This window comes from Robinsoniella sp. (assembly GCF_034124845.1).
This window is the reverse complement of the sequence record NZ_JAWYAJ010000495.1, coordinates 40480-60360: the sequence shown is the minus strand read 5'-3', so window position 1 is coordinate 60360 and position 19881 is coordinate 40480. Positions and strand designations below refer to the sequence as shown.

25 protein-coding genes are annotated in these 19881 nt (G+C 42.5%); 2 read left to right on the top strand and 23 right to left on the bottom strand.

The annotated features are described in order from the left end of the window. Positions 1-122: 122 nt before the first annotated feature. The 20 genes from flhB to ACH2DQ_RS24395 form a co-directional block, all read right to left on the bottom strand. The gene (gene flhB, locus ACH2DQ_RS24490; protein WP_394912113.1) at positions 123-1184 is read right to left on the bottom strand and encodes a flagellar biosynthesis protein FlhB; all 1062 of its coding nucleotides are present in this window, start codon (positions 1182-1184) and stop codon (positions 123-125) included. Between the two features lie 31 nt (positions 1185-1215). Continuing rightward, positions 1216-1986 (bottom strand): flagellar biosynthetic protein FliR, encoded by a 771-nt coding sequence (locus tag ACH2DQ_RS24485; RefSeq protein ID WP_394912112.1) that lies wholly within the window; start codon positions 1984-1986, stop codon positions 1216-1218. Positions 1987-2032: 46 nt separating this feature from the next. Next, positions 2033-2296 carry a flagellar biosynthesis protein FliQ gene (fliQ, locus tag ACH2DQ_RS24480; protein ID WP_394912111.1) on the bottom strand — a complete coding sequence of 88 codons (264 nt, stop codon included), beginning with the start codon at positions 2294-2296 and terminating at the stop codon, positions 2033-2035. Positions 2297-2305: 9 nt separating this feature from the next. After that, on the bottom strand, positions 2306-2950 hold the full coding sequence (fliP, locus tag ACH2DQ_RS24475; RefSeq protein WP_394912173.1) for a flagellar type III secretion system pore protein FliP: 645 nt from the start codon (positions 2948-2950) through the stop codon (positions 2306-2308). 161 nt (positions 2951-3111) lie between these two features. After that, positions 3112-3462, bottom strand: a complete 351-nt coding sequence (fliO, locus tag ACH2DQ_RS24470) for a flagellar biosynthetic protein FliO (RefSeq protein WP_394912110.1) — start codon at positions 3460-3462, stop codon at positions 3112-3114. Between the two features lie 2 nt (positions 3463-3464). Next, entirely contained in the window at positions 3465-4400 is a 936-nt protein-coding gene (locus ACH2DQ_RS24465) for a FliM/FliN family flagellar motor switch protein (RefSeq protein ID WP_394912109.1), read from the bottom strand. Positions 4401-4416: 16 nt separating this feature from the next. Continuing rightward, on the bottom strand, positions 4417-5307 hold the full coding sequence (locus ACH2DQ_RS24460; RefSeq protein ID WP_394912108.1) for a flagellar motor switch protein FliM: 891 nt from the start codon (positions 5305-5307) through the stop codon (positions 4417-4419). A gap of 38 nt (positions 5308-5345) precedes the next feature. Continuing rightward, positions 5346-6161: a flagellar motor protein MotB gene (locus tag ACH2DQ_RS24455; RefSeq protein ID WP_394912107.1), complete on the bottom strand. Its 816-nt coding sequence runs from the start codon at positions 6159-6161 to the stop codon at positions 5346-5348. Between the two features lie 20 nt (positions 6162-6181). After that, entirely contained in the window at positions 6182-6616 is a 435-nt protein-coding gene (flgC, locus tag ACH2DQ_RS24450; protein ID WP_394912106.1) for a flagellar basal body rod protein FlgC, read from the bottom strand. A 49-nt stretch (positions 6617-6665) separates the two neighbouring features. Then, the gene (gene flgB, locus ACH2DQ_RS24445; RefSeq protein WP_394912105.1) at positions 6666-7031 is read right to left on the bottom strand and encodes a flagellar basal body rod protein FlgB; all 366 of its coding nucleotides are present in this window, start codon (positions 7029-7031) and stop codon (positions 6666-6668) included. Positions 7032-7045: 14 nt separating this feature from the next. Beyond that, positions 7046-7426 (bottom strand): flagellar export chaperone FliS, encoded by a 381-nt coding sequence (gene fliS / locus ACH2DQ_RS24440; protein ID WP_394912104.1) that lies wholly within the window; start codon positions 7424-7426, stop codon positions 7046-7048. A 166-nt stretch (positions 7427-7592) separates the two neighbouring features. After that, on the bottom strand, positions 7593-10151 hold the full coding sequence (fliD, locus tag ACH2DQ_RS24435) for a flagellar filament capping protein FliD (protein WP_394912103.1): 2559 nt from the start codon (positions 10149-10151) through the stop codon (positions 7593-7595). 11 nt (positions 10152-10162) lie between these two features. After that, the gene (locus tag ACH2DQ_RS24430; RefSeq protein ID WP_394912102.1) at positions 10163-10642 is read right to left on the bottom strand and encodes a hypothetical protein; all 480 of its coding nucleotides are present in this window, start codon (positions 10640-10642) and stop codon (positions 10163-10165) included. After that, on the bottom strand, positions 10643-10897 hold the full coding sequence (gene csrA / locus ACH2DQ_RS24425; RefSeq protein WP_394912101.1) for a carbon storage regulator CsrA: 255 nt from the start codon (positions 10895-10897) through the stop codon (positions 10643-10645). Next, positions 10898-11338: a flagellar assembly protein FliW gene (gene fliW, locus ACH2DQ_RS24420; protein WP_394912100.1), complete on the bottom strand. Its 441-nt coding sequence runs from the start codon at positions 11336-11338 to the stop codon at positions 10898-10900. It abuts the gene before it with no gap. An 88-nt stretch (positions 11339-11426) separates the two neighbouring features. Further along, positions 11427-12017, bottom strand: a complete 591-nt coding sequence (locus ACH2DQ_RS24415; protein WP_394912099.1) for a DUF6470 family protein — start codon at positions 12015-12017, stop codon at positions 11427-11429. 23 nt (positions 12018-12040) lie between these two features. After that, positions 12041-13033, bottom strand: a complete 993-nt coding sequence (locus ACH2DQ_RS24410; protein WP_394912098.1) for an FgL, flagellar protein — start codon at positions 13031-13033, stop codon at positions 12041-12043. A gap of 101 nt (positions 13034-13134) precedes the next feature. Next, complete coding sequence (gene flgK, locus ACH2DQ_RS24405) at positions 13135-14604, bottom strand: flagellar hook-associated protein FlgK (RefSeq protein ID WP_394912097.1); 1470 nt, start codon at positions 14602-14604, stop codon at positions 13135-13137. Between the two features lie 30 nt (positions 14605-14634). After that, on the bottom strand, positions 14635-15090 hold the full coding sequence (gene flgN, locus ACH2DQ_RS24400) for a flagellar export chaperone FlgN (protein WP_394912096.1): 456 nt from the start codon (positions 15088-15090) through the stop codon (positions 14635-14637). 19 nt (positions 15091-15109) lie between these two features. Continuing rightward, entirely contained in the window at positions 15110-15412 is a 303-nt protein-coding gene (locus ACH2DQ_RS24395; protein WP_394912095.1) for a flagellar biosynthesis anti-sigma factor FlgM, read from the bottom strand. A 183-nt stretch (positions 15413-15595) separates the two neighbouring features. On the opposite strand from ACH2DQ_RS24395, the gene ACH2DQ_RS24390 reads away from it, so the two are divergent. Both ACH2DQ_RS24390 and ACH2DQ_RS24385 read left to right on the top strand, forming a co-directional pair. Next, a complete protein-coding gene (locus tag ACH2DQ_RS24390) occupies positions 15596-16357 on the top strand; it encodes a ParA family protein (RefSeq protein WP_394912094.1) in 762 nt (253 codons plus the stop codon). A 2-nt stretch (positions 16358-16359) separates the two neighbouring features. Further along, positions 16360-16857: a late competence development ComFB family protein gene (locus ACH2DQ_RS24385; protein WP_394912093.1), complete on the top strand. Its 498-nt coding sequence runs from the start codon at positions 16360-16362 to the stop codon at positions 16855-16857. Positions 16858-17010: 153 nt separating this feature from the next. On the opposite strand, the gene ACH2DQ_RS24380 is transcribed toward ACH2DQ_RS24385, so the two are convergent. The 3 genes from ACH2DQ_RS24380 to ACH2DQ_RS24370 form a co-directional block, all read right to left on the bottom strand. After that, positions 17011-18255, bottom strand: a complete 1245-nt coding sequence (locus ACH2DQ_RS24380; protein ID WP_394912092.1) for a flagellin — start codon at positions 18253-18255, stop codon at positions 17011-17013. A 222-nt stretch (positions 18256-18477) separates the two neighbouring features. Continuing rightward, positions 18478-19374 (bottom strand): M15 family metallopeptidase, encoded by an 897-nt coding sequence (locus ACH2DQ_RS24375; RefSeq protein ID WP_394912091.1) that lies wholly within the window; start codon positions 19372-19374, stop codon positions 18478-18480. 12 nt (positions 19375-19386) lie between these two features. After that, a partial coding sequence (locus tag ACH2DQ_RS24370) for a PilZ domain-containing protein (RefSeq protein WP_395028579.1) occupies positions 19387-19881 on the bottom strand: 495 nt, incomplete at its 5' end.

Here is a 19881-nt window from a genome sequence, read left to right as displayed (position 1 = left end):
TATCTTCTGGCTCAGATTATCATTTGCTTTATCGCCGTTGGGGTATACTTTTGTAACTTTATCCTGTAAGATCATACTGCCTCCTATGTAATGAAAACGCCTCTACTCCACAGAGCAAATATTTAAAGCTTTTTATTCTTCAGCTCATATGCAAATGCCAGCATGCCTGCAATTACCTCGTAATACTTGGATGGGATCTCCATATCAACCTCCACAGCCTCATATAAGCCTCTTGCAAGAGGTTTGTTCTCTACTATATATAACCCGTTCTCCTCACCGATCTCTACGATTTTCAGTGCTATTTTATCCGCACCTTTAGCAACTACCACCGGCGCCGTATTATTATCGGGATCATACGCCAGGGCAACTGCATAGTGGGTGGGATTACGGATAATTACATCTGCTTCCGGCACTTTCTGCATCATTCGCATGTTAGCCATACGCTGCTGCTTTTCCTTTATTTTCCCCTTAATCTGGGGATCTCCTTCAGTCTGTTTATATTCTTCTTTTATTTCCTGCTTACTCATACGGAGATTCTTTTCGTAATCCCACCACTGGTAAAGGTAATCAAATAGAGCAAGAAACAAAAAGATGATCCCCACCGTATTAACCAGCGATACAATCGTATCCCCGATAAAGGTAACTGCCCCAATGGCTGACCCATCCATCAGCCGGGGGAATTCTCTGATTCTGTCCTGGATCTGCTGGAACAGCATAATTCCAAGTACTGTTATTTTTATCAGCGCTTTGAGCACCTCTACTAAAGATCTGACGGAAAAAAGCCTCTTAAAACCCTGCAGAGGATTTATCCGGTTCCCTTTGAATTTAAATGCATCTGCCGAAAACAGCATACGTGTCTGAATTCCGGTGGCTGCAACCGCCCCTACAATTCCCACCATAAGTATTGGAATTGCAGTGGAGAAGAAAAGTATCAGTCCATTAGAAAGCATCTCTCCGATATTGTCGGGATTTATTACGCTGACACCAGATGCATAGCCGAAAAACGATTCCATGCACCTGGTTATATTTTCATACATCTGCGGCGACAGTAATTTAAGAGCATTAAAGCTGACCAGCATAGTCAATACGGTGACTACATCGTGGCTTTGAAAGACATTGCCTTTTTTTCTCTCATCCTGACGCCGCTTAGGAGTGGCTTTCTCTGTTTTTTCATCTGCCGCCAACTATGCTCCCCCCTTTGCTGCGCTGGTGTTTCTAAACTAACTGCATAAAATTCTGCATTTCCGTAATCATAGTACCGATATAACGGTCAATAAAATCTCCGATAGGCTGTGCGAAAAAGAACATCAGAAGAATTGCTGTCAATATTTTAAACTGCATATTAATCACAAATACGTGAATCTGCGGCACCAGCTTCATTAGGATGCCCATAGCCACTTCCACGATCAATTCTGCCGCTACAAATGGCAGCGTCAGTTTGATGCACAATAAAAATGCTGACGAGAAAATATCTATAAAAAAATTGCTGATAACCGTTAAATTAAAAGACAATCTGCCCAGGGGCACCAGTTCATATGAATAGGTAAATATTTTGATCATGATCAGATGGCTTCCCGTTGCAAAAAAGTACAGTATAAATAAAATTGTCAGGAAGTTACCGATTGACGACATCTGTACTCCCGATATGGGATCAAATATCTTTGACATAGCAAGACCAAATACGGTATCCATCAAATCTCCTGCTACATAGAGCATATAAAAAAAGAAGTAGAACACAAAACCCAGCCCAAATCCAAACGCTACCTCTTTAACCATTGTGGTAATCATCTCAAAATCATTCAGCGAAGCAACTCCAGTTCCATCCAGATTCGGTGCAAGCAGCAAGCTGATCGCCAATACAAGTCCTATCCTGACCCGCGCCGGTACATTTTTTCTGGCAAAAATGGGATTTGCCAAAATCATTCCTCCCATTCTTGCAAAGACAAGAAGGAAGACATTGAAATACCCTAATACCTCGTCCATCATGTTCCCCTCCACATTTCCTTTTCACGGGTTTTTGTTTTTGAGTTACTCACACAGATGCCATTAGAGTAAAAACCTTTTGAAAAAACTCGTCAAATACATTAAACATCCAGGACCCCAAAAACAGCAGCACCAAAGCAATTACAATCAGTTTGGGAACAAAGGTCAGCGTCTGTTCATGTATCTGTGTCGCCGCCTGAAAAATAGCGATAATCAGTCCCACCACAATACTTAAAATCAACATAGGGCCTGCCAGTTCAAATGAAACTAAAAGTGCTTCTTTTAATATTCCAAGTGCATCACCTGTACTCATATTTACCTCCTAACGAAATCCCTGAACAAGCGTCTTAATCATCATGCCCCAGCCGTCTACCAATACAAATAAAAGGATTTTAAAGGGCAGCGCTATCATTGTGGGCGGCAGCATAACCATTCCCATGGACATCAGGGTACTCGCCACTACCATGTCTATTATCAAAAATGGAATAAAGATCAGAAAACCAATGGTAAATGCCCTGTTCAATTCACTTAAAATAAAGGATGGTACAATAACCGTAAGTTTAAGCGGCATGTAACGCTCGGGTCCTTCTCCCTCTTTTATCTCCGGAAGCTTCGTCTTCGATATCTCCATAAATAAATCCAGGCTCTTTTTCTCCGTCTGCTTTAACATAAATTTCTTAATTGGTTCCTGTGCCACATCCATTGCCTGTTCTCTGGTAATCTTCCCCTCCTGGTATGGCTGGTAAGCTTTCTCATTTACCTCGTCAATGACAGGTGCCATAATGAAAAGGGACAGGATTACAGCCAGACCGATGAGAACCTGGTTCGGCGGTGACTGCTGTGTACCCAATGCACTTCTTAAAAATGACAGAGAAATTATTATCCTGGTAAAACTGGTCATCATCAGCAACAGGGACGGTACTACTGCCAGAAACAGAAAAAGGAACAGCACATCCATGGTGTCCATTCCATTTGTTTTGCCGGTTCCATCCGTAACATTAACTGAAATTCCCGAAGCCTCTACATTATTTTTACAGCAAAAAAAGAGTACCACAACCACAAGTAAGGATAAAACTGTTATGGTACCATATTTAATCAACTTCTTATTTGGCAATACTTGGGTTTGCATTATTTCTCCTCACCGTTCTTCCTGTGTCCGCCAAAGCGACCGGTATTTTCTTTCAGCTGTTTTAAAAAAGCAGCTTTGAAATCCATCGTTTCTATGGGACTATCTTTCGTATATGCCGCAAGGTCTTCCAGCTTGGTAATTCCAGCCGGGGAAACCCCTAAAAGCATAATTTTATTTTCAACCTCTACAACAAGCAGATAGCTGTCGCGGGTCAGAGGCATTCTGTCCAGAACTTTCATATTACCCTGGGTCTGCCTCATACCCGTGCTTTTTCCTATCAGTTTTGTCGTATAATATGCCAGTGCCAATACACCGATCAGCACCAGGAAATAAAACAGCATCCTAAGCATTCCTATTCCCTCTTATCTATAATCTCCGTAATCCGTGCAGCGAACTGGTCTTCTAAAACAATCATATCGCCTTTTCCAATATGAACTCCATTAACCACCACATCTGCAGGTGAACCTGCCTGCTTATCCAATACGATAATCTGCCCTTTTTCCAGATTCAGGATATCACGCACTGTACAGACTGCTTTTCCTATCTGCACAGATACATCCAAGGAAATATCCCGGATTTTATCTCTGCTTTCTTCAATTTCTTTTACGTTATACTCTTCTTCCGTTACTTTAAATTCCGGAAACCTGATATTTTTCACAGCAATCGCCTTCAGATTCTTCTCCGTTCCCGGTCTTTTTTCATCCTCTTGTCTGCCGATATCAATTCCCAGACATTCCAGCATCCGTTCTGAGACCACGCCATAGAAGTCGGTATCTATGATTCCGTCCACTTTCATCCTGGCGCTGAATCCAATGCACTGTTCTCCCTTAAATAAAGGCAGCTGCGCATTCAGATCTCCGGATGTCTCTATGACCGATATTCCCAGGAGCTCCTGTGCAACTTTTTTTCCCAGAAACTCCCCGAAGGCTTCTTCTGAGGACCGAAGGCACTGGCTTGTCACCTCACGTAGAATACTCAGTGAAATATCATCAATCCTGCCGCCGTATATATTCTGTTCCGCCCCCATGACCATATTGGCAACCATTTGCGAAGTTTCTTTATGGAACATAAAGAACTGTCTGCTCTTTATGTCACCTCTCTGCAATGATACGCCCACTGCTAAAAAGGGGCTTGGAAATATCTGCTCCAGATCCGTTTCCAGTATCCGTTCAGCTTTTGGCTTGAAAATATGTACTTTCTTACCCAGAAGAACCGTCAAGGTACTGCTTATTGAGGTCATTGCCATTGAAATCAGTTCTGCAACCGCATCCATATCCATCTTTACCATATCTATTCCCCCCAGATTACAAAACTTTTGTGATCTGGACTGCCTTCCTTAATTTCGTACGTCCAATCTTAGCTTTAAAGCATTCCATATCATCAATGACAATATCTATATTACTGTTTATATTTTTGTTCAGAGGTACCACATCCCCCACCTGAAGCCCCAGTATTTCCTGGGTACTGAGCTGGAATTCCTGGATAATTGCCCGCAGTTCCACTTCAGACTCAAGCAGGTGCTGGGTAATGTACCCTTTCCGTATCTGCCCTTTTTCCTCATCCTGTTTTCGCATCTGCTGGGCATACCGGAACCCGAATTTGGAAGTCAGCTCCTCCACATTTGCAGCGGGCATTACCAACTGCAGTCTGGCAGTAAAATCCTGTATATGTACTTCCTCTTCCACTACCACAACCACATCTTCCGGTGCGCTCATCTGCAGCAGATGGGCATTCGTCTCAATCCCTGACAGGTCTGCCCTGATATCCATATACCCGCACCAGGCATCCTGAATAAAAAAGGTAATCTTCTTCATCAGGTATTCCAGGATCGCCTTTTCAATATCCGTAAAGGATCTGGAAAGATGATATCCTGTTCCGGAACCGCCCAGAACACGTTCAATCATAAAAAACCCCATTGCGGGGTCCATCTGGAGCACCATGGGAGACTCATTATAATCCTTGATCCCGGGTATCAGATTAATAAGCCCAAACAGAGATTCATCACTGAGTTCCCCGCTGAACTCTCCGTATCTCCGCTCCTCAATTTTTATAACATTAATCTCACAGAATATCTGCAAAAGCCCGGTGAGATAAGTTGCCAGAGATCTTGAAAAACCTTCATAAAGATTCTCCACCATTCCCATCCGCTCTTTTGTAAATTTCTTCGGAGACTTAAAATCATATGTCTTTATCACTTTCTATCACTTTCCAGCAATGCCATACTCCTTAGCATTTATTCCGATGGATTATTAAGGGCATCCGGTACCTCAACCGGAGACAAGGGATCAAACTCTGTTCCCCCTTCTTTATCCATATCAGACACGCTGAAATCCTTTCCAAGTACTATCATATCTACACGCCTGTTGGCATCTCTGCCTTCCTTTGTTGCATTATCGGCTATGGGATAATTTTTGCCATACCCCCTGGAGATCAGCTTTTTGGGATCAATGCCCATTTGCTCTTCCAGATAAATTGCCACATTATCCGCCCTTTGTGAAGACAGCAGCCGGTCATTTACCGGGGATACCGCTTCCGCAGTATGTCCGTTTATATAAATTGCTAAAATTTCATTTTCCGCCTTTTTGAAACTGCTGCCTAGTTGTGCAATCAGATTAATACTGGATTCCCGCAGCACGGCACTGTCAGGATCAAACAAAAGGTCGTTTTTGAACCTGATATAAACCACATCATCTTCTTTTACTACCGATGCATCAACATTATTGTCGGTAATCGTAGTCTTTATTTCATTTGTAAGCTGTTCCAGTGTCTGTGAAGTCACGCTCTCTGTCTGGGAAGTCACCTGTTCCGGATTATTTTTGTCTTCCGATATAGCCGGCACCTTAAGATCCGGATCTATCTCAGAAATATCTACCGTAGTTTCGATACCCAGTTTTTTCTGCATTGCTTCCGCAACCTTCTCAAGCTTGGAAATATTTACATTGGAAATACTGTACAGCAGTACAAAAAAAGTAAGTACAAGAGTGATCATATCCGCATAGGTATTGAGCCACTCCTGTCCTCCTCCCTGATTTCTATTCTTTTTCCTCAAGCAGAACACCGCCCCTGTCTTTATTTGCCAATCTCCAGTGCTTTCATAGCCATTGCTTTGCCAATATTCAACGCAGTAATATTAGCCTCATAGGCCCGGGTAGCCGCCATAAGGTCCACCATCTCCTCCGCACTATTAACATTGGGCATCATCACATATCCCTCTTCATTTGCATCGGGATGGCTGGGATTATATACAGGTACAAAATCATCCTGGCTTTCCACAACCTCTGAGGCTATGACACCCCCTTTATCCGCCGCTGTCAGCGCCTTATCCAGCTGTGACTGGAAATTCAGCTCCTGTTCCTGCAGCACCACCTGTTTTCTGCGATAGGGATCGCCATTCTCCGTACGGGTTGTATTCTGGTTTGCAATATTCTGCAAAATCACATCTGTCCGGAACCGCTCTGCTGTTAAAGCCGAGCCTGTTATATGTAACGAATTTAAAAATGACATCTCTGCCCATCCTTTCTCCTGCGTATTTTATGTTCAGACTTATATCTCTTTATTTGCCCGTGTTGTTAATTACATATCTGAGACTTGATAAATTGGCAGACATCCTCTTAGTCATGGCGGAGTACTGGTAATATGCTTCCCATAAATCCATCTCTTCTTTTTCAGTACTGACGTTATTTCCATCCGGTCTGGCTGCTGTTGACTGATCCTCACCAATCACCGCTTTATATTGTGCACCGGTCTCATCGGTGCCTTCTTTTGCTTTCTGCATTATCTCTTCAAAGCGAACTGTTTTGGCTTTAAATCCCGGTGTCTCGCTGTTGGCAATATTATGGCTGCTGACCTGCTGTCTGATCCAGGCAGCGTCCAGTCCTTTCCGGAGTGCCTGTGCCGCATTATTTTCAAACAATGACATGTCTTACGTTCTCCTTATCCGTTCTGCTGTATCCTGGCCTGTTTATCCGCCTGGGCAAACGTGTCCTTCAACTCAATGATCATAGGCAGGATATCCTCCAGCTCCTGCGGATCTTTTTTAATATTGGCCTGAATAATTTTATAGTTAAAAAACTCATATAAAGAAGCCAGACTGCCTGCTATCTCATACTGCTGATCCAGCGTAGAGAGCAGATGGTTAAATATTTTCTGGGCACGCTGCAGTGCATCGTTACTGCCCGGAATATCCTTATTTTTTATACAGCCTGTTCCTCTTTCTAATTGTTTAACAGCTTCTTCAAACAACAGCTTTACCATATCTCCCTGGGTCATTGTCATGACAGACTGCTGTTTATATTTCTCATATGGATTTTGCATTTTATACCTCCTGCATATCGCAGACAAGTCTGCAATACTGCATTTATAGTAGTGTGAAAGCGGTTTTTCTTTCACTCTTATACCCCTTGCATACCGCTGATGAGTCTGCGGTACTGCTTCAATAGAAAGTATGGAACGCTTTTGTTCCAAACTTTACCTTTTTAATTTACGAAAATTGCTGGTTGAGCCAGGAGCCCTGTGAATTCATGTTCTGAATCATCTTTTCCATCTGGGTAAACTGCTTCCAGTATCGGTTATATTCTGTAGTGTACTGGTTTTTAAGCTGTGCAATTTTCTGGTCTATTCCTTTAAGCTGGTCATACATGTAATTCATGGTCTCGGTGGTCATTCCGGCAACACCTGCCGTCCGTACCAGAGTACCCGGAGAACCGGAACTCATATTGACAGCTTTTTTTATGTAATCATCCAGCAGTCCCATGATCCCCTGCTGTTCTTCCCCGTTCACGATCTTTTTCTCCGCCATGAACAGCTTCTGGACTCCTTCTATATTGTTGGCAACGGCTTCCTTAAGCTTCTCATCATTCACAACCAGTTTGCCGTAATCTTTATAATTGGAAGAGGTCTCAATACCTATATCATAAATGCCCATTCCCGCTTCATCCAGTTTTGAATAGAATGCCGACCGCATATTGCTTAAAAAGGCTGAGATGTCATCATCACTGCGTACAAGTCCTTTTTTGGCATTCTCTTCCCATAATTTAATCTCTGATTCGGACATTTCTTTCTTCTGTTCCGCTGTCAGCGGCGGGTACTGCTGATACATGGCTTTTTCATGAAGAAGGCTGTTGACTCCATCAATAAATTCATTGTAATCTTTAACAAAATCCTTGATTCCTTCTACAATTTTATCTGTATTGCGTTCGCTTGTCAAGCTAATAGCCGACGTAGTGGTTTCCATTAACTGGATGGTAATTCCGTCCAGGAGAAACTGGTTGCTGTTCCTTTCAATAAGTACTCCATTTACCTCTAATTCTGCATTACTGCCTGCTGTTTCCGTAAGGGAAGCATCCGCAGTATTAAACGTAACGCTGCTGTTTCCAATAAGCTTTTTCAAAAGCGCATTACCATCTGCGTCACCCCCGGACAACGTAAATCCGCTTCCTGTTACACCCTGTATGGATAAAGTTCCGGAGTCATTGTCAAAGGTAACTGTGCCGGCACCAGCATTCTGTAATTCCCTGGCAAAATCTTTCAGGCTCCAGGAAGGGTTTACGGTAAGAGAGGTTCCATTTACATGAATAGTTCCGCCTAACCCAAGATCACTTAATAAAGTATCTTCGTTGGCATCCTGTTTCTGACCTTCATCAAACCCCAGAGCTTCCATCATATTAAAGTCCCCGGTACGGTCAATTTTAACACTGTAGCCATCCTTGGAATGTATGACTGCCTGTCCCCCGTTGATTTGCAGGGAAATATTGGCATTGCCGTCTGCTCCCTTTCCAAATCTGTTTTCTAATGCCTTATTAAGCTCCTGAATAAATTCTGCTTCCGTATACGGCACACCGGCAGGATTTGCGGGAACGGAAACCCCAATCTGCATACCGTTTACATTTAGGGTCATAGTAGCATTGGATTTATCCGTAGTGTCCAGAATTGCGCTAAACAGCGTACTGTCTACATTATTTTTAGCCTTTAATTCATTTGCAGTGACCTTACCTCCCGTCACTCCGCTTCCGCTGCCTTTTCCAAATAATACAGACAGCAGGTTCCCGGAAGTCTGTTCCATTTTAATTCCGGAAATGTCTCCCATCAAGGTGGATTCTATCATAAAGCGGTCTTCACTTGAGGAATAGGTAACACGGACGTTGGCACCGCTCCCATTGATGGAGCCGATTACCTCTGCCAGACTTTGGTTCCTGTCCACGCTAATCTTTTTTCCATTAATAGTAAATTCAAATTTTTCTCCTGCCAACTCCTGCAAAAAGGATACATTGCCCAGTTCCTGATTCAGATTTACTTTATTGGAAGCTCCCTCTGACAGTCCAAACAGACCCAAGGCATCCTCCGGTTTATCTGCATCTCCGGCATTGACAGCTGTTTTATTTACCGTTATGGTATTCGTAGTGCTGCTGCTTCCAATCTGAATTTTCCCTCCGCTTTTCACAGCCTGCACGGTACTGCCGAATACATACTTCAGATTCTGGTTTAGATTATCAATAGTATCCTGCATGTTCTTATCTGCTGTCTGTCCCGGATCATTTGTACCCTTAAATTCAATTGTCTTGCGGACTCCGTCAAGGGTTACGTCAATGGAATAGGTTTTACCATCCAGCAGCTTTGCCATGTCAATGGATCCTTCCAGGTTCCGTGAGACGGGCGTAGTGGATTTGGCTTTATATGCGGTAGCCAGATGGTTCACCTTGATGGACATGCTTCCCGGCGCATTTGACCCCGTAGACAGTACTTTTACAGCAGATGAGCTGCTGGAAGTTGTCATGGTGTTATAAAAGCCGTTTGACAGGAAATTTATATTTTTTGAACTGCTGTATGTGAGATAATTAGTCTGAAAGGCATTTGCTTTTGATATAATATCACGATAAATTTCCTGTTTCCACAAAATCTGCTGCTTTGCCGCATTCTGCTTATCCAGCTTCGACTGCGTGCCCGACAACATACTGTCAACCATACTTGCAGTGTCCATTCCCGAAACCAGACCAGGCATCATGTTACGGCTTTTAGCGCCTGTTACTGTTTCTATTGACATTTGACTTCCCCCTATCTTTTTTCATTATACAGGAATCCTTTTTTCACACCATAATTAAGGTGGCTGTAATATCCTGTCAGCTTTGTATTTTTATTGTTTTCTTTTATTCTGTCCTGAACCTCTGACATTAACCGATTCAAATTTGCAGCAGCCTGCCGGTCCGTTTCCTGTATCATATTGATTATGCTAAAGATTTCCTGACCAATTTCAAACAACTTCTGTAACGACGGTTTCAGGCTTCCGTAGCTGCTGGTGTTTTTCAGTGCAGCCAATGCCTCCTCTCCATCTTCCATGTTCTCTGCTATATGGCGGATTTCTTCATCAATTTGGTTTATTTTCAGTATCAGCTGTCCTCTTTTTTCCAGCGCTTTTTCATACTGGTCTATTTCCGTAAGTGTCAGATTCACAGCCATGCTGCTTTCATTCCGGAAATAAATAAAATACTGTTTCTTCTGTTCCAAAAGACCCATGAGTTTTTCTATTTCTTCCATTTATTCCTCATTTCCCGTATCATTCCCGTTATTATGCAGACTTCTGGATAACTGAAATACTTTTAATAAATCTACTTTATCTGCTGCCTCTTTGTTGTTTTCCACAGTGAGATACAACTCGGTGCGGTTTATTTTTAATTCTGAGGGTGCCGAGATTCCAAGTCTTACTTTATCACCCTTTATTTCTGTGACAAATATTTCAATATCATCTCCAATTTTCAGGGACTCTCCTACTTTTCTTGATAAAATAAGCATCTACTCTTTCTCGCTCCCCCCGTCAAATATAGTCTTTCTGATTGGATAATCCTGATCCAATATGATCTGCATGGCACACTTCATTTTGTGGTTGATTAAGATTGGGCTTTTCAGATTTACCGTTGACTTCCTGAAATCTGACCCCACTACCAGGATCGCCCAGCAGTCTAATTCATCCTCCGGCGCTGCCTGCAGGGTAAATAATACGTCCTGCATTACAACAGGGGCATAATCTTTACAGACCTCCAGCGGGTTTATTAAAATAAAGCATATCGTTTTCTGTTCGATTGACTGCAGCCAGCAGATACCGTTTCCCATATTCCCGTCTGAAACCAATACAAACTGGGTATAATCCTCGAATCCAAAAATAGGCTGTTTAAAAGTTATAATATTTGTTTCTTTGATATCTACAATACCAAAATCTCTGGTCTCAATCTGCATCTAGCTGTTCCTCCCCTGTCCTGCTGTACTAGCGCCTAACGGCGTAAATACGCCGATATATAGTGCCTGATATCGGCGCCAGGTGACACTATATTTCCTGGTAATTAGGGTTTGCGCTGGGCGGTACATAAATAGGATCCGCCACGTACTCAATTTCCACCTTGGGATATTGCTCCACGTCAATGGTCAGATCACCTGGTATATAGGTTCTGTTTGACATGGTTATGTTAGGCGTAAACTCTACCTGTCCCATTACATACTCCAGTTCCAGGCTGTTGGGCTCCCAGGAAATATCGGGTCCAACGGACGGAATAAAACGCTGTTCCGTAGCCACGCTTTTTACCATTCTCTGCTGGTACAAAATGTCCGGAATATTTGCCCCTTTCTGAATCTGAGCCATTTGGTTACCAATCTCAGCATACTGGGCAATGGCATCCAGGGCGTCCTGTCTGCCTGCATCATAGGAATCCTGCATTAACCCCCTGGCAGTGCGGAAACCGGCGCTTTCTCTGGTATTAAAAGTATCTATATTCACCTTTATATTTTTAGACCTCATGTTAAAATGCCCATGAGTTGTGACCATCTCTACTTCCGGAGCCGGAATTTCTGATTCCAGTCTGGCTTTTTGTGATGTCATAGAAAGTTTAATGGGGGTTGTGGTAATTTTCAATACATTCATCTCTCAACACCTCTCTCCTGCAATTACCTCATAAAATCAAATATAGATGCCGGAATTATTTTATTTCCAAGCTGCAGCGTAACCATCCATGCCATTTCATAACCCTTGTTATTAATGGACTCTTCTTCCAGATTTACAGATTCCAGTTCATTCTGATGCTTTTTCAGATTGATCTGATCTGCCTCCAGCCTGTCTTGTGTACGTTCCAGCAGGCTGTCTCTGGTACCAATCTCTGCAATTGTTCCCAACAGAGAATTCTGCCTTTTCTTTAGCTGAGTCACTGTTTTACCCAGCCCCTCAGAATCTCCGGCACGCAGCTGTTTTGTAATATCATCAATCAGGTTGTATATATTATTAGACATTTCCGTACCGTCTTTGTCTTTGGACTTTCCGTATCCCAGAACATCCGCACCGGAGGTAGATACTTTAATTGCTGATTTAGGATCCAGTACACCTCCCGATACCTGCAAACCAAATCCGATGTCCAGATAAATCTCTTTATTCTCTCCAAAATCTGTAGCAGCCGTTGCATCATCTACCGGGACTCCGTTAAACATCAATTTTCCATCCTCTCCAACGGTAAATGGCACATCTTTATTTCCCGACCCGGAAAATAAAAACTTATCCCCAAACTGGGCATTCATCGTCTGCATGATGGATTCTTTCAGACCGTCAATTTCTTTTGCTATTAATTCTTTGTCTACCACCGGGACGTTGTCACTCATTCCCTTTGTCACACGCTCATATATGGTCTGAAGCATGGAACTTACGGTATTGATACTGCTTTCCGCCGATGACAGTTCACTTCTGGCACTTTCAATCGTTCGGATATAGGAATCATTTTTAGCCAGCTGATCCCTGACAACAAATGCTTTTGATGCTGTTGCCGTATCTTCGGAAACATGATTAAAATTACGCCTGGATGAAAGCTTTAAATTAGAAGAAGCGTAATTGGATATATTGCGGTTTAAGCTTGCCATATAGGAATTTGTAAGTCCGTTTTCTGTTATTCTCATAATTACACCCATTGCTTATTGCATATTACACTGCAATACCGCCACAAGCGTGGCTTCCCTTTCCATCAACTGTATTTTCTTAGTATTCAGGCCGTTCTGTTCTATCTTCCTACAACGCCTGTTTTATTTATCAGCATTTCAAGCTGCTCATCCATAACCGTCATTAAACGGCTGAGCGCTTTAAATGCCTTATCGTAGGTCATCATATTAATGCCTTCTTCATTTAATGATACACCGGACACAGACATTCTGTTATCATCCACACTCTGCGCTACCGAAAGGGAAGAATCCAGCCTTCCGTTATTTAACGTAATATCACTTCCCAGAGAAGTGGTGATAAAGGTCACATATTCTTTAAAAGTACCTGTAAACTCGTCATCCACCTGAACATCCTGATCTAAAAGAGCTTTCATTGCCAGTATAAACTCATTATCTGTACCGCCATCCGGGTTTTCCGGTCTTAAAATATATGCCGGATCTTTTGCCCATGCATCACTTACTGTAATATTACCTGCCGTAATAATTCCGCTGTCTCCCTCAAGTAATGTTTTAAACTGGTTTTCTCCCTCTTTTGCTCCGTCATTGGGCACAACCTGGTTAAATGCCTGAGCAAAAGCATTTGCCAGATTATCCAGCTTTTTCTGATAATACGGAATACCCTTGCTGAGTGTATTGTCACCGGTGAGCATTTCTGTAAAACCGCGTAAAGCCCCGGTATCCAATCCAATTCCCGTGGAATCGCTGATCCAGCTCATGGAGACTCCATCATCGCCCAGGCGGATCCCATCACTGGTATAAGTTCCGCCAACCGCATCGATGATGACTTTGCCGTTAAACGTAACCTGGACACCGCCGTCTTCCCGGGGCTGTACTTTTACATTGCCATATCGGGAAAGGTCATCCAGCAATACATTTCTCTGATCCATCAATTCATTGGGACCATAATTAATGCCGTCATAATCAGGGTTTACAAATACCTCTTCCGTAATACTTTTATTCAGCTGGCTGATCTGTTCGATCTTCGCATTTATATCTTTCACCGCAATCGCCAGGTTCTCTTTTTCCTGCTGTGCAATTGATTTTAACTTCTGGTCGTATTGGTTCAGCGTGTGCGCCACTCCTTTAAATGCTGTCATAACTATGTTGGCATGGGTAGCATTGTCCGCATTGGAACTGAAATCGGTCAGCGCATTAAACAGGGTCTTTAATGCATCCTGGATTCCCGTTCCTTCTACTTCCGGATCACTAATCGCAGCCTCAACTTCACTTAAAATAGATGCCTTCTGATCATAATATCCCACATCCCCATACTCTTCCCGGAATCTGGTATCCAGAAATGTGTTCCGTATCTGCGCCACTCCCTGTGCCTGGACTCCCTGCCCTGCCATAGACCAGGAACCGGTTGGATATCTGGATGTTCCCGTACTGCTCATAGTAGATGTATCCAGCCGCTGCCTCGTATAGCCCCGGGTTTTAATATTGCTCATATTATGTGCCGTTACATCCAGACCTTTCTGGTTTACCATAATACCTCTTTTTGTAGTCTCCAGCCCCATAAATGTAGGTCTCACATCATTCACCTCTGTTCTTTCAAGTTTTTTCTATATCTTCGTATTCCATACAGATCCTGTAGCTGCTCCGGACTGTACATATTTATTTCCTGCCTGGCCGGCGCCGCTTCTTGCAAAATCCCTGCTGTCCGTTTTTGACAGCGCATCCTGTGCCAGCTTGATTGCTTTCTTATTCAAAAACCGGATATTGCCAATCGCCTTGTCCAGCCGTTCAAAAAGACTGCCAAGGACTTTCCTGTCTTCTCCCTGATTTTCTTCCACAAGTTCCCGGAATGTTTTTTCCAAAATACCAAGCCTCATGAATGTCTCCATTCTCTGCTGCTCCATATTGGCAATCTGTTTATCCAGTGCCTGCTGCATAACAATGGCACCTTCCACTTTTCGAATATCACCGGATAGGAGTGCATCCAGCTTTTCTTCCTGTTTACATTCTACCTGTTCAAAAAAACAGGTATATACTTCCATAAATTCAATCAGTTCCTGCAACTTCCGTTCCCATCCTTTCTCATATTCCGCTTAGCAAACGCCTTGCGATATCCTGTACATTAATCTGATAGGTACCATCCTGAAATTGCTGTCTGATACGCTCTACTTTCTCGGCACACCCGGCCTTTTCCATTTCTGCTTTCAAGCTATTGGCGTGCATGGATGCTTCCTGCCTTTTCAATCCTTCTCCGCTAATCAATATCTCATCATTTCGCGATCCAGAACCGGATGTTCTGGATACCTGCTGGAACTTTTCTGTCTCTTTTGCTGTATTTAATACTTTTTGATAAACTGAATAATTTCTGCTGATTTTCATTTCCATTGCCAACATCCTTTCTGAACTATAATTATCCTATACTATTTATCGAACCTTTCTCGTAAAAGTTTATACCTATTTGAAACTTTTTCCTTATTTTCTTTTTTAATTACTCTCTATTGTAAATTAATTTTAAGCTTGCTATAATGATTGTCAAGTTATGCAGATATTTGACGAGGAGGTTTCATAATGGCAAAAACAATTGTTGTTTCCAACCAGAAGGGTGGGGTTGGCAAAACAACTACTACAAACGCCCTGGCGGTTAATCTCAAGGCAAGAGGATTCCGGGTTCTGGCAGTGGATCTGGATCCACAGGGAAATCTTAGTTTCAGTATGGGTGCAGATACAGAGAACAGCGCTACAATCTATGACGTTTTAAAAGGGGAATTAAAAACCCAGTTTGCAATCCAGCGAACTGCCCTTGTAGATATTATTCCATCCAATATACTGTTAAGCAGTGTAGAGTTAGAATTTACAGGGAACGAAAGGGAGTATCTGTTAAAAAACGCCCTGCATCCGGTGGAGTCTATGTATGATTACATACTGATTGATTCACCTCCCGCCCTGGGTATTCTGACCGTAAATGCTTTTACCACATCCGATTACGTAATTGTACCTATGCTTTCAGATATTTTCAGTCTTCAGGGAATTACACAGCTCTTTGAGACTATTGACCGTGTAAAAACATTCTGTAATCCTCATATCACCATGCTGGGTATCCTTTTGACAAAGCACAACCCCAGGACACGCTTCAGCGTTGAGGTAAAAGGAACGGTGGATATGATTTCGGAAAGTTATCAGATCCCGGTTTTTGAAACGTTTATCAGAGAAAGTGTGGCTTTGCGTGAAGCCCAGTCCCTCCAGCATTCGATTTTGGAGTATGCGCCAAAGTGTAATGCAGTAATTGATTATAAAAATCTGACTGAAGAAATCTTAGGGAAAGGACTGTAATTATGCCAAAGAATAAAAATGAAATTGATAAAGAAATGATGTATCGGAAAATAATGCCTACTTCCGTAAGACCTATGCAGTCAGCTGTTCAGAGCCCGGATACTTCAGTTGATGGATCTCCATCATCCGCTCCAACCGCCCCCAGTCAATCTCTCACTGAGACATCAGCTGCTAAGAACGCCTATCCGCAGCCGTTGCTCAAGAAGAATACTTCCGGCGTAAGACTTCGGGAATCTCAGAATATGGTTCTTGTAAATGTAATGGAAGAACTGGTTGTCTCCAAACTGGACGCTACTCTCATGCGTTTTAATTGCTGTAAATGCAATAAGTGCAAAAAAGATATTGCAGCGATTGCCCTAAACCGCCTTCCGGCAAAATACATTGTAATTGATGAAAACGATACCGTGAAACGCAAAGAAGCAGAGGATAAATATGCTTCAGATGTGACCGGTGCACTGGTACAGGCTATTTTAGCGGTAAAAAAAGAACCACGCCATTGATGAATTTAGATGGTACTTAAAACATAATTAATTGCTCTAATTACTCTGATTATGCGTTCTAACCAGCAGCGCCAAGTATAAAAAGCTGTGCTTCTGCGGCATGAAACCGCAAAAGCACAGCTTTGTTTTTATGTAGCTGATACTTCAATATGATTATCTTAATAACTGTAATACAGACTGAGGCTGCTGATTTGCCTGAGCAAGCATTGCCTGAGCAGACTGCATAAGAACGTTGTTCTTTGTGAACTCCATCATTTCTTTTGCCATATCTACGTCACGAATACGGGATTCAGCTGCTGTAATATTTTCTGTTGTTACACCAAGGTTGTTGATGGTGTGCTCCAGACGGTTCTGAACAGCACCTAACTGACCGCGGGTATCGGATACCTGGTTGATCGCATCTTTGATTTTATCAATTGCGCCTTTTGCAAGATCCGGTGTGTCAATTTTAAGGTTCTGGATTTTGAGGCTGGCAGTATCCATGCTTTTGATGGAAACTTCTAACTGATTATACGCTGCAGAAGTTTCTCCAATCTGAAGCTTCAGACCTGTTCCAGCTCCACCGCCTGCTGATGCTGTAACATTTGCCGCTGTACCAAATTTTGCTACAAGGTCTGTCTGAAGATTTGCAACTGTACCAGAAGTATCTGTTGTGATAAAACTAATTTTTCCTAAGCCAACTGAAGTCAAATCAACATATCCTTCTACACCCTTTACACCAGGTGTAAAAGCACTACCGTCTTTATTCTTTACATAGTCTGCTAAATTTAATGATGTAGTAGTAGCATTACCATCTGCATCTGTAACAGTCACATCGAGATTGCCACTGGTCGCATTAGCAGCCATCTTAACGGTACCGCCGATATTGGTAAGCGTAATGCCTTCAACATCTGTTACTGCAATTTTAGCTGTGGTAGCAAATGCAGTATTTAAAGAAGCTTTATCATATCCTGCAAGATCTGCTGTAGCCTGTCCCAATTTACCATCTAACAAGTTAATCCCATTGAAATTCGTACTGCTGGAAATTCTGTCAATTTCTTTCAGCAATGCGTCCATTTCATCCTGGCTTGCCTTACGGTCAACCTTATTATCATAAGTACCGTTGGATGCCTTTGTAGCCAGCTCTGTCATACGGTTTAAGATAGAGTGAACTTCCTGTAATCCACCTTCAGCTGTCTGAACAAGTGAGATTGCGTCCTGGGCATTTGCAGAAGCTGCTTCCAGACCTTTGATCTGTGCTCTCATTTTTTCAGATACAGCAAGTCCTGCTGCATCATCGCCTGCACGGTTAATTTTAAATCCGGATGATAACTTCTCAAGGGATTTGCTGGTTGCGCCATTGTTTCCTTTTAACTGTCTGTGTGAATTTAAAGCCATAATATTGTGTTGAATAATCATAATATTACCTCCATGTAATTTTCCGGGAATTCCATTTCCCTCTTTATTTTTATTCTTTCTGACGGATGGGCCCTATCCGCGCTGAGTATTAGGAATCTCTATCCTTGCCACTCTATCCTAATTATCGAACTTTCTTCACATTTCTTTACTGAAATATTGCACAATAATTTTATTATTTTTTGGTAAACATTAACAATAATGTGCATTCTCACAAAATTAGAATCATCCATATAAACCTTCCTGAACGTAAAATTCCTCCAGCGACAGTTTATGCTTTTTTAAATACTTCGCTGCCTTTTTTCCCACATAGCGAAAGTGCCAGGGCTCGTAATCAATTCCTGTAACCGCCTCTTTTCCCTTGTCATACCGCAGTATAAAACCGTATTTGCAGGAATTTTTTCTGAGCCATTTACCTTCCGGTGTGTCAGCAAAGCCTTCATCCAGGGCTTTGTAATCCCGGGAATAGATATCAGCCGCCAGTCCCATTACATGCTCACCGGATCCAGGAACGGAAATTACCCGTTTAGCCAGATTATACGCTTCCTCTTCCGTCTTTCCGCTGTCTATATAATATTGTTTTTTCTGCTGAAACAACTGCTCCTGTTTTTCAAAAGACCTGGCACCGGAACAGACGATCAGGTTCATTCCCTCTTTTTTTGCCCCATCCAGCATTTTCATAAGTGGTTCCAACACACGGTTGTCAATCGTCTGATCCGTATCCGGTATGGAAACCTCCCGGAACTCATATCCATCCGGAACGGGATATTTATCATTGGTAAGTACCAGACTCCAAAGATCCTCTTCCTCAATTTGGAAACCCGTGGTATCTGTTTCTGTAACTGTTCCTGTGTCTGTTCCTGTGTCCATCCCTGCGTTTTTACCGCTGTCTTTTGTCCGTGATCCTGCTGTTTCTTTAGGCTCCGTCCCGATCTGCGTATTCGCCCCTTGATTCATCTCTGTCTCAACCTCAGATGTCTCCCGCACTTCCAAAAGGGCCTCTTTCTCTTTCTGCATGCTGATCTTTGTGGAAATATACATAAATACCATAACGAGAAGAAAGGTATAGATCAGTAGTCTTCTATACCTTATCGTTTTTCTATCCTGCCGGTCCATTTTCATTATACTGCCTCTTTATCTTACCCTCTTTAACTGGGCATTTTGTCTTTTCAGAATAAAACGATAGAGTAAATCCTCCTGGAGAACTGACATATCCTGAAATTCACATCCCATGCCAATATCATCGTTTCCAAATCCTACTTTCCTTCTCACGATACACCTGTATAATACATCTGCCCCGATTGCAGGTATCTTTATACAGAATTCTTCTCCGATGGGCATTTCCTCCGGCACCTTCACCAGGATTCCTCCAAGGCTGATGTCCACCAGCGATACACACAGTCCTTCCTGCTGATTACCATCCTCTGACTGGGCAGGTACATAGACAGCCTTTGGATCTGTACTGTAGATAAAAGCCTCATCGCTTACCGTGATGCGGAAATACTCTCTATGCTCCTGATTTGTCGCCTCATTCAGATTAATAATACGAAGCAGATTTTTTGTAGAAATGTAAATATTTCCAATCAGAACGCGGAAACCCAGTCTGGAATTATAGATCTCTATTTTAAC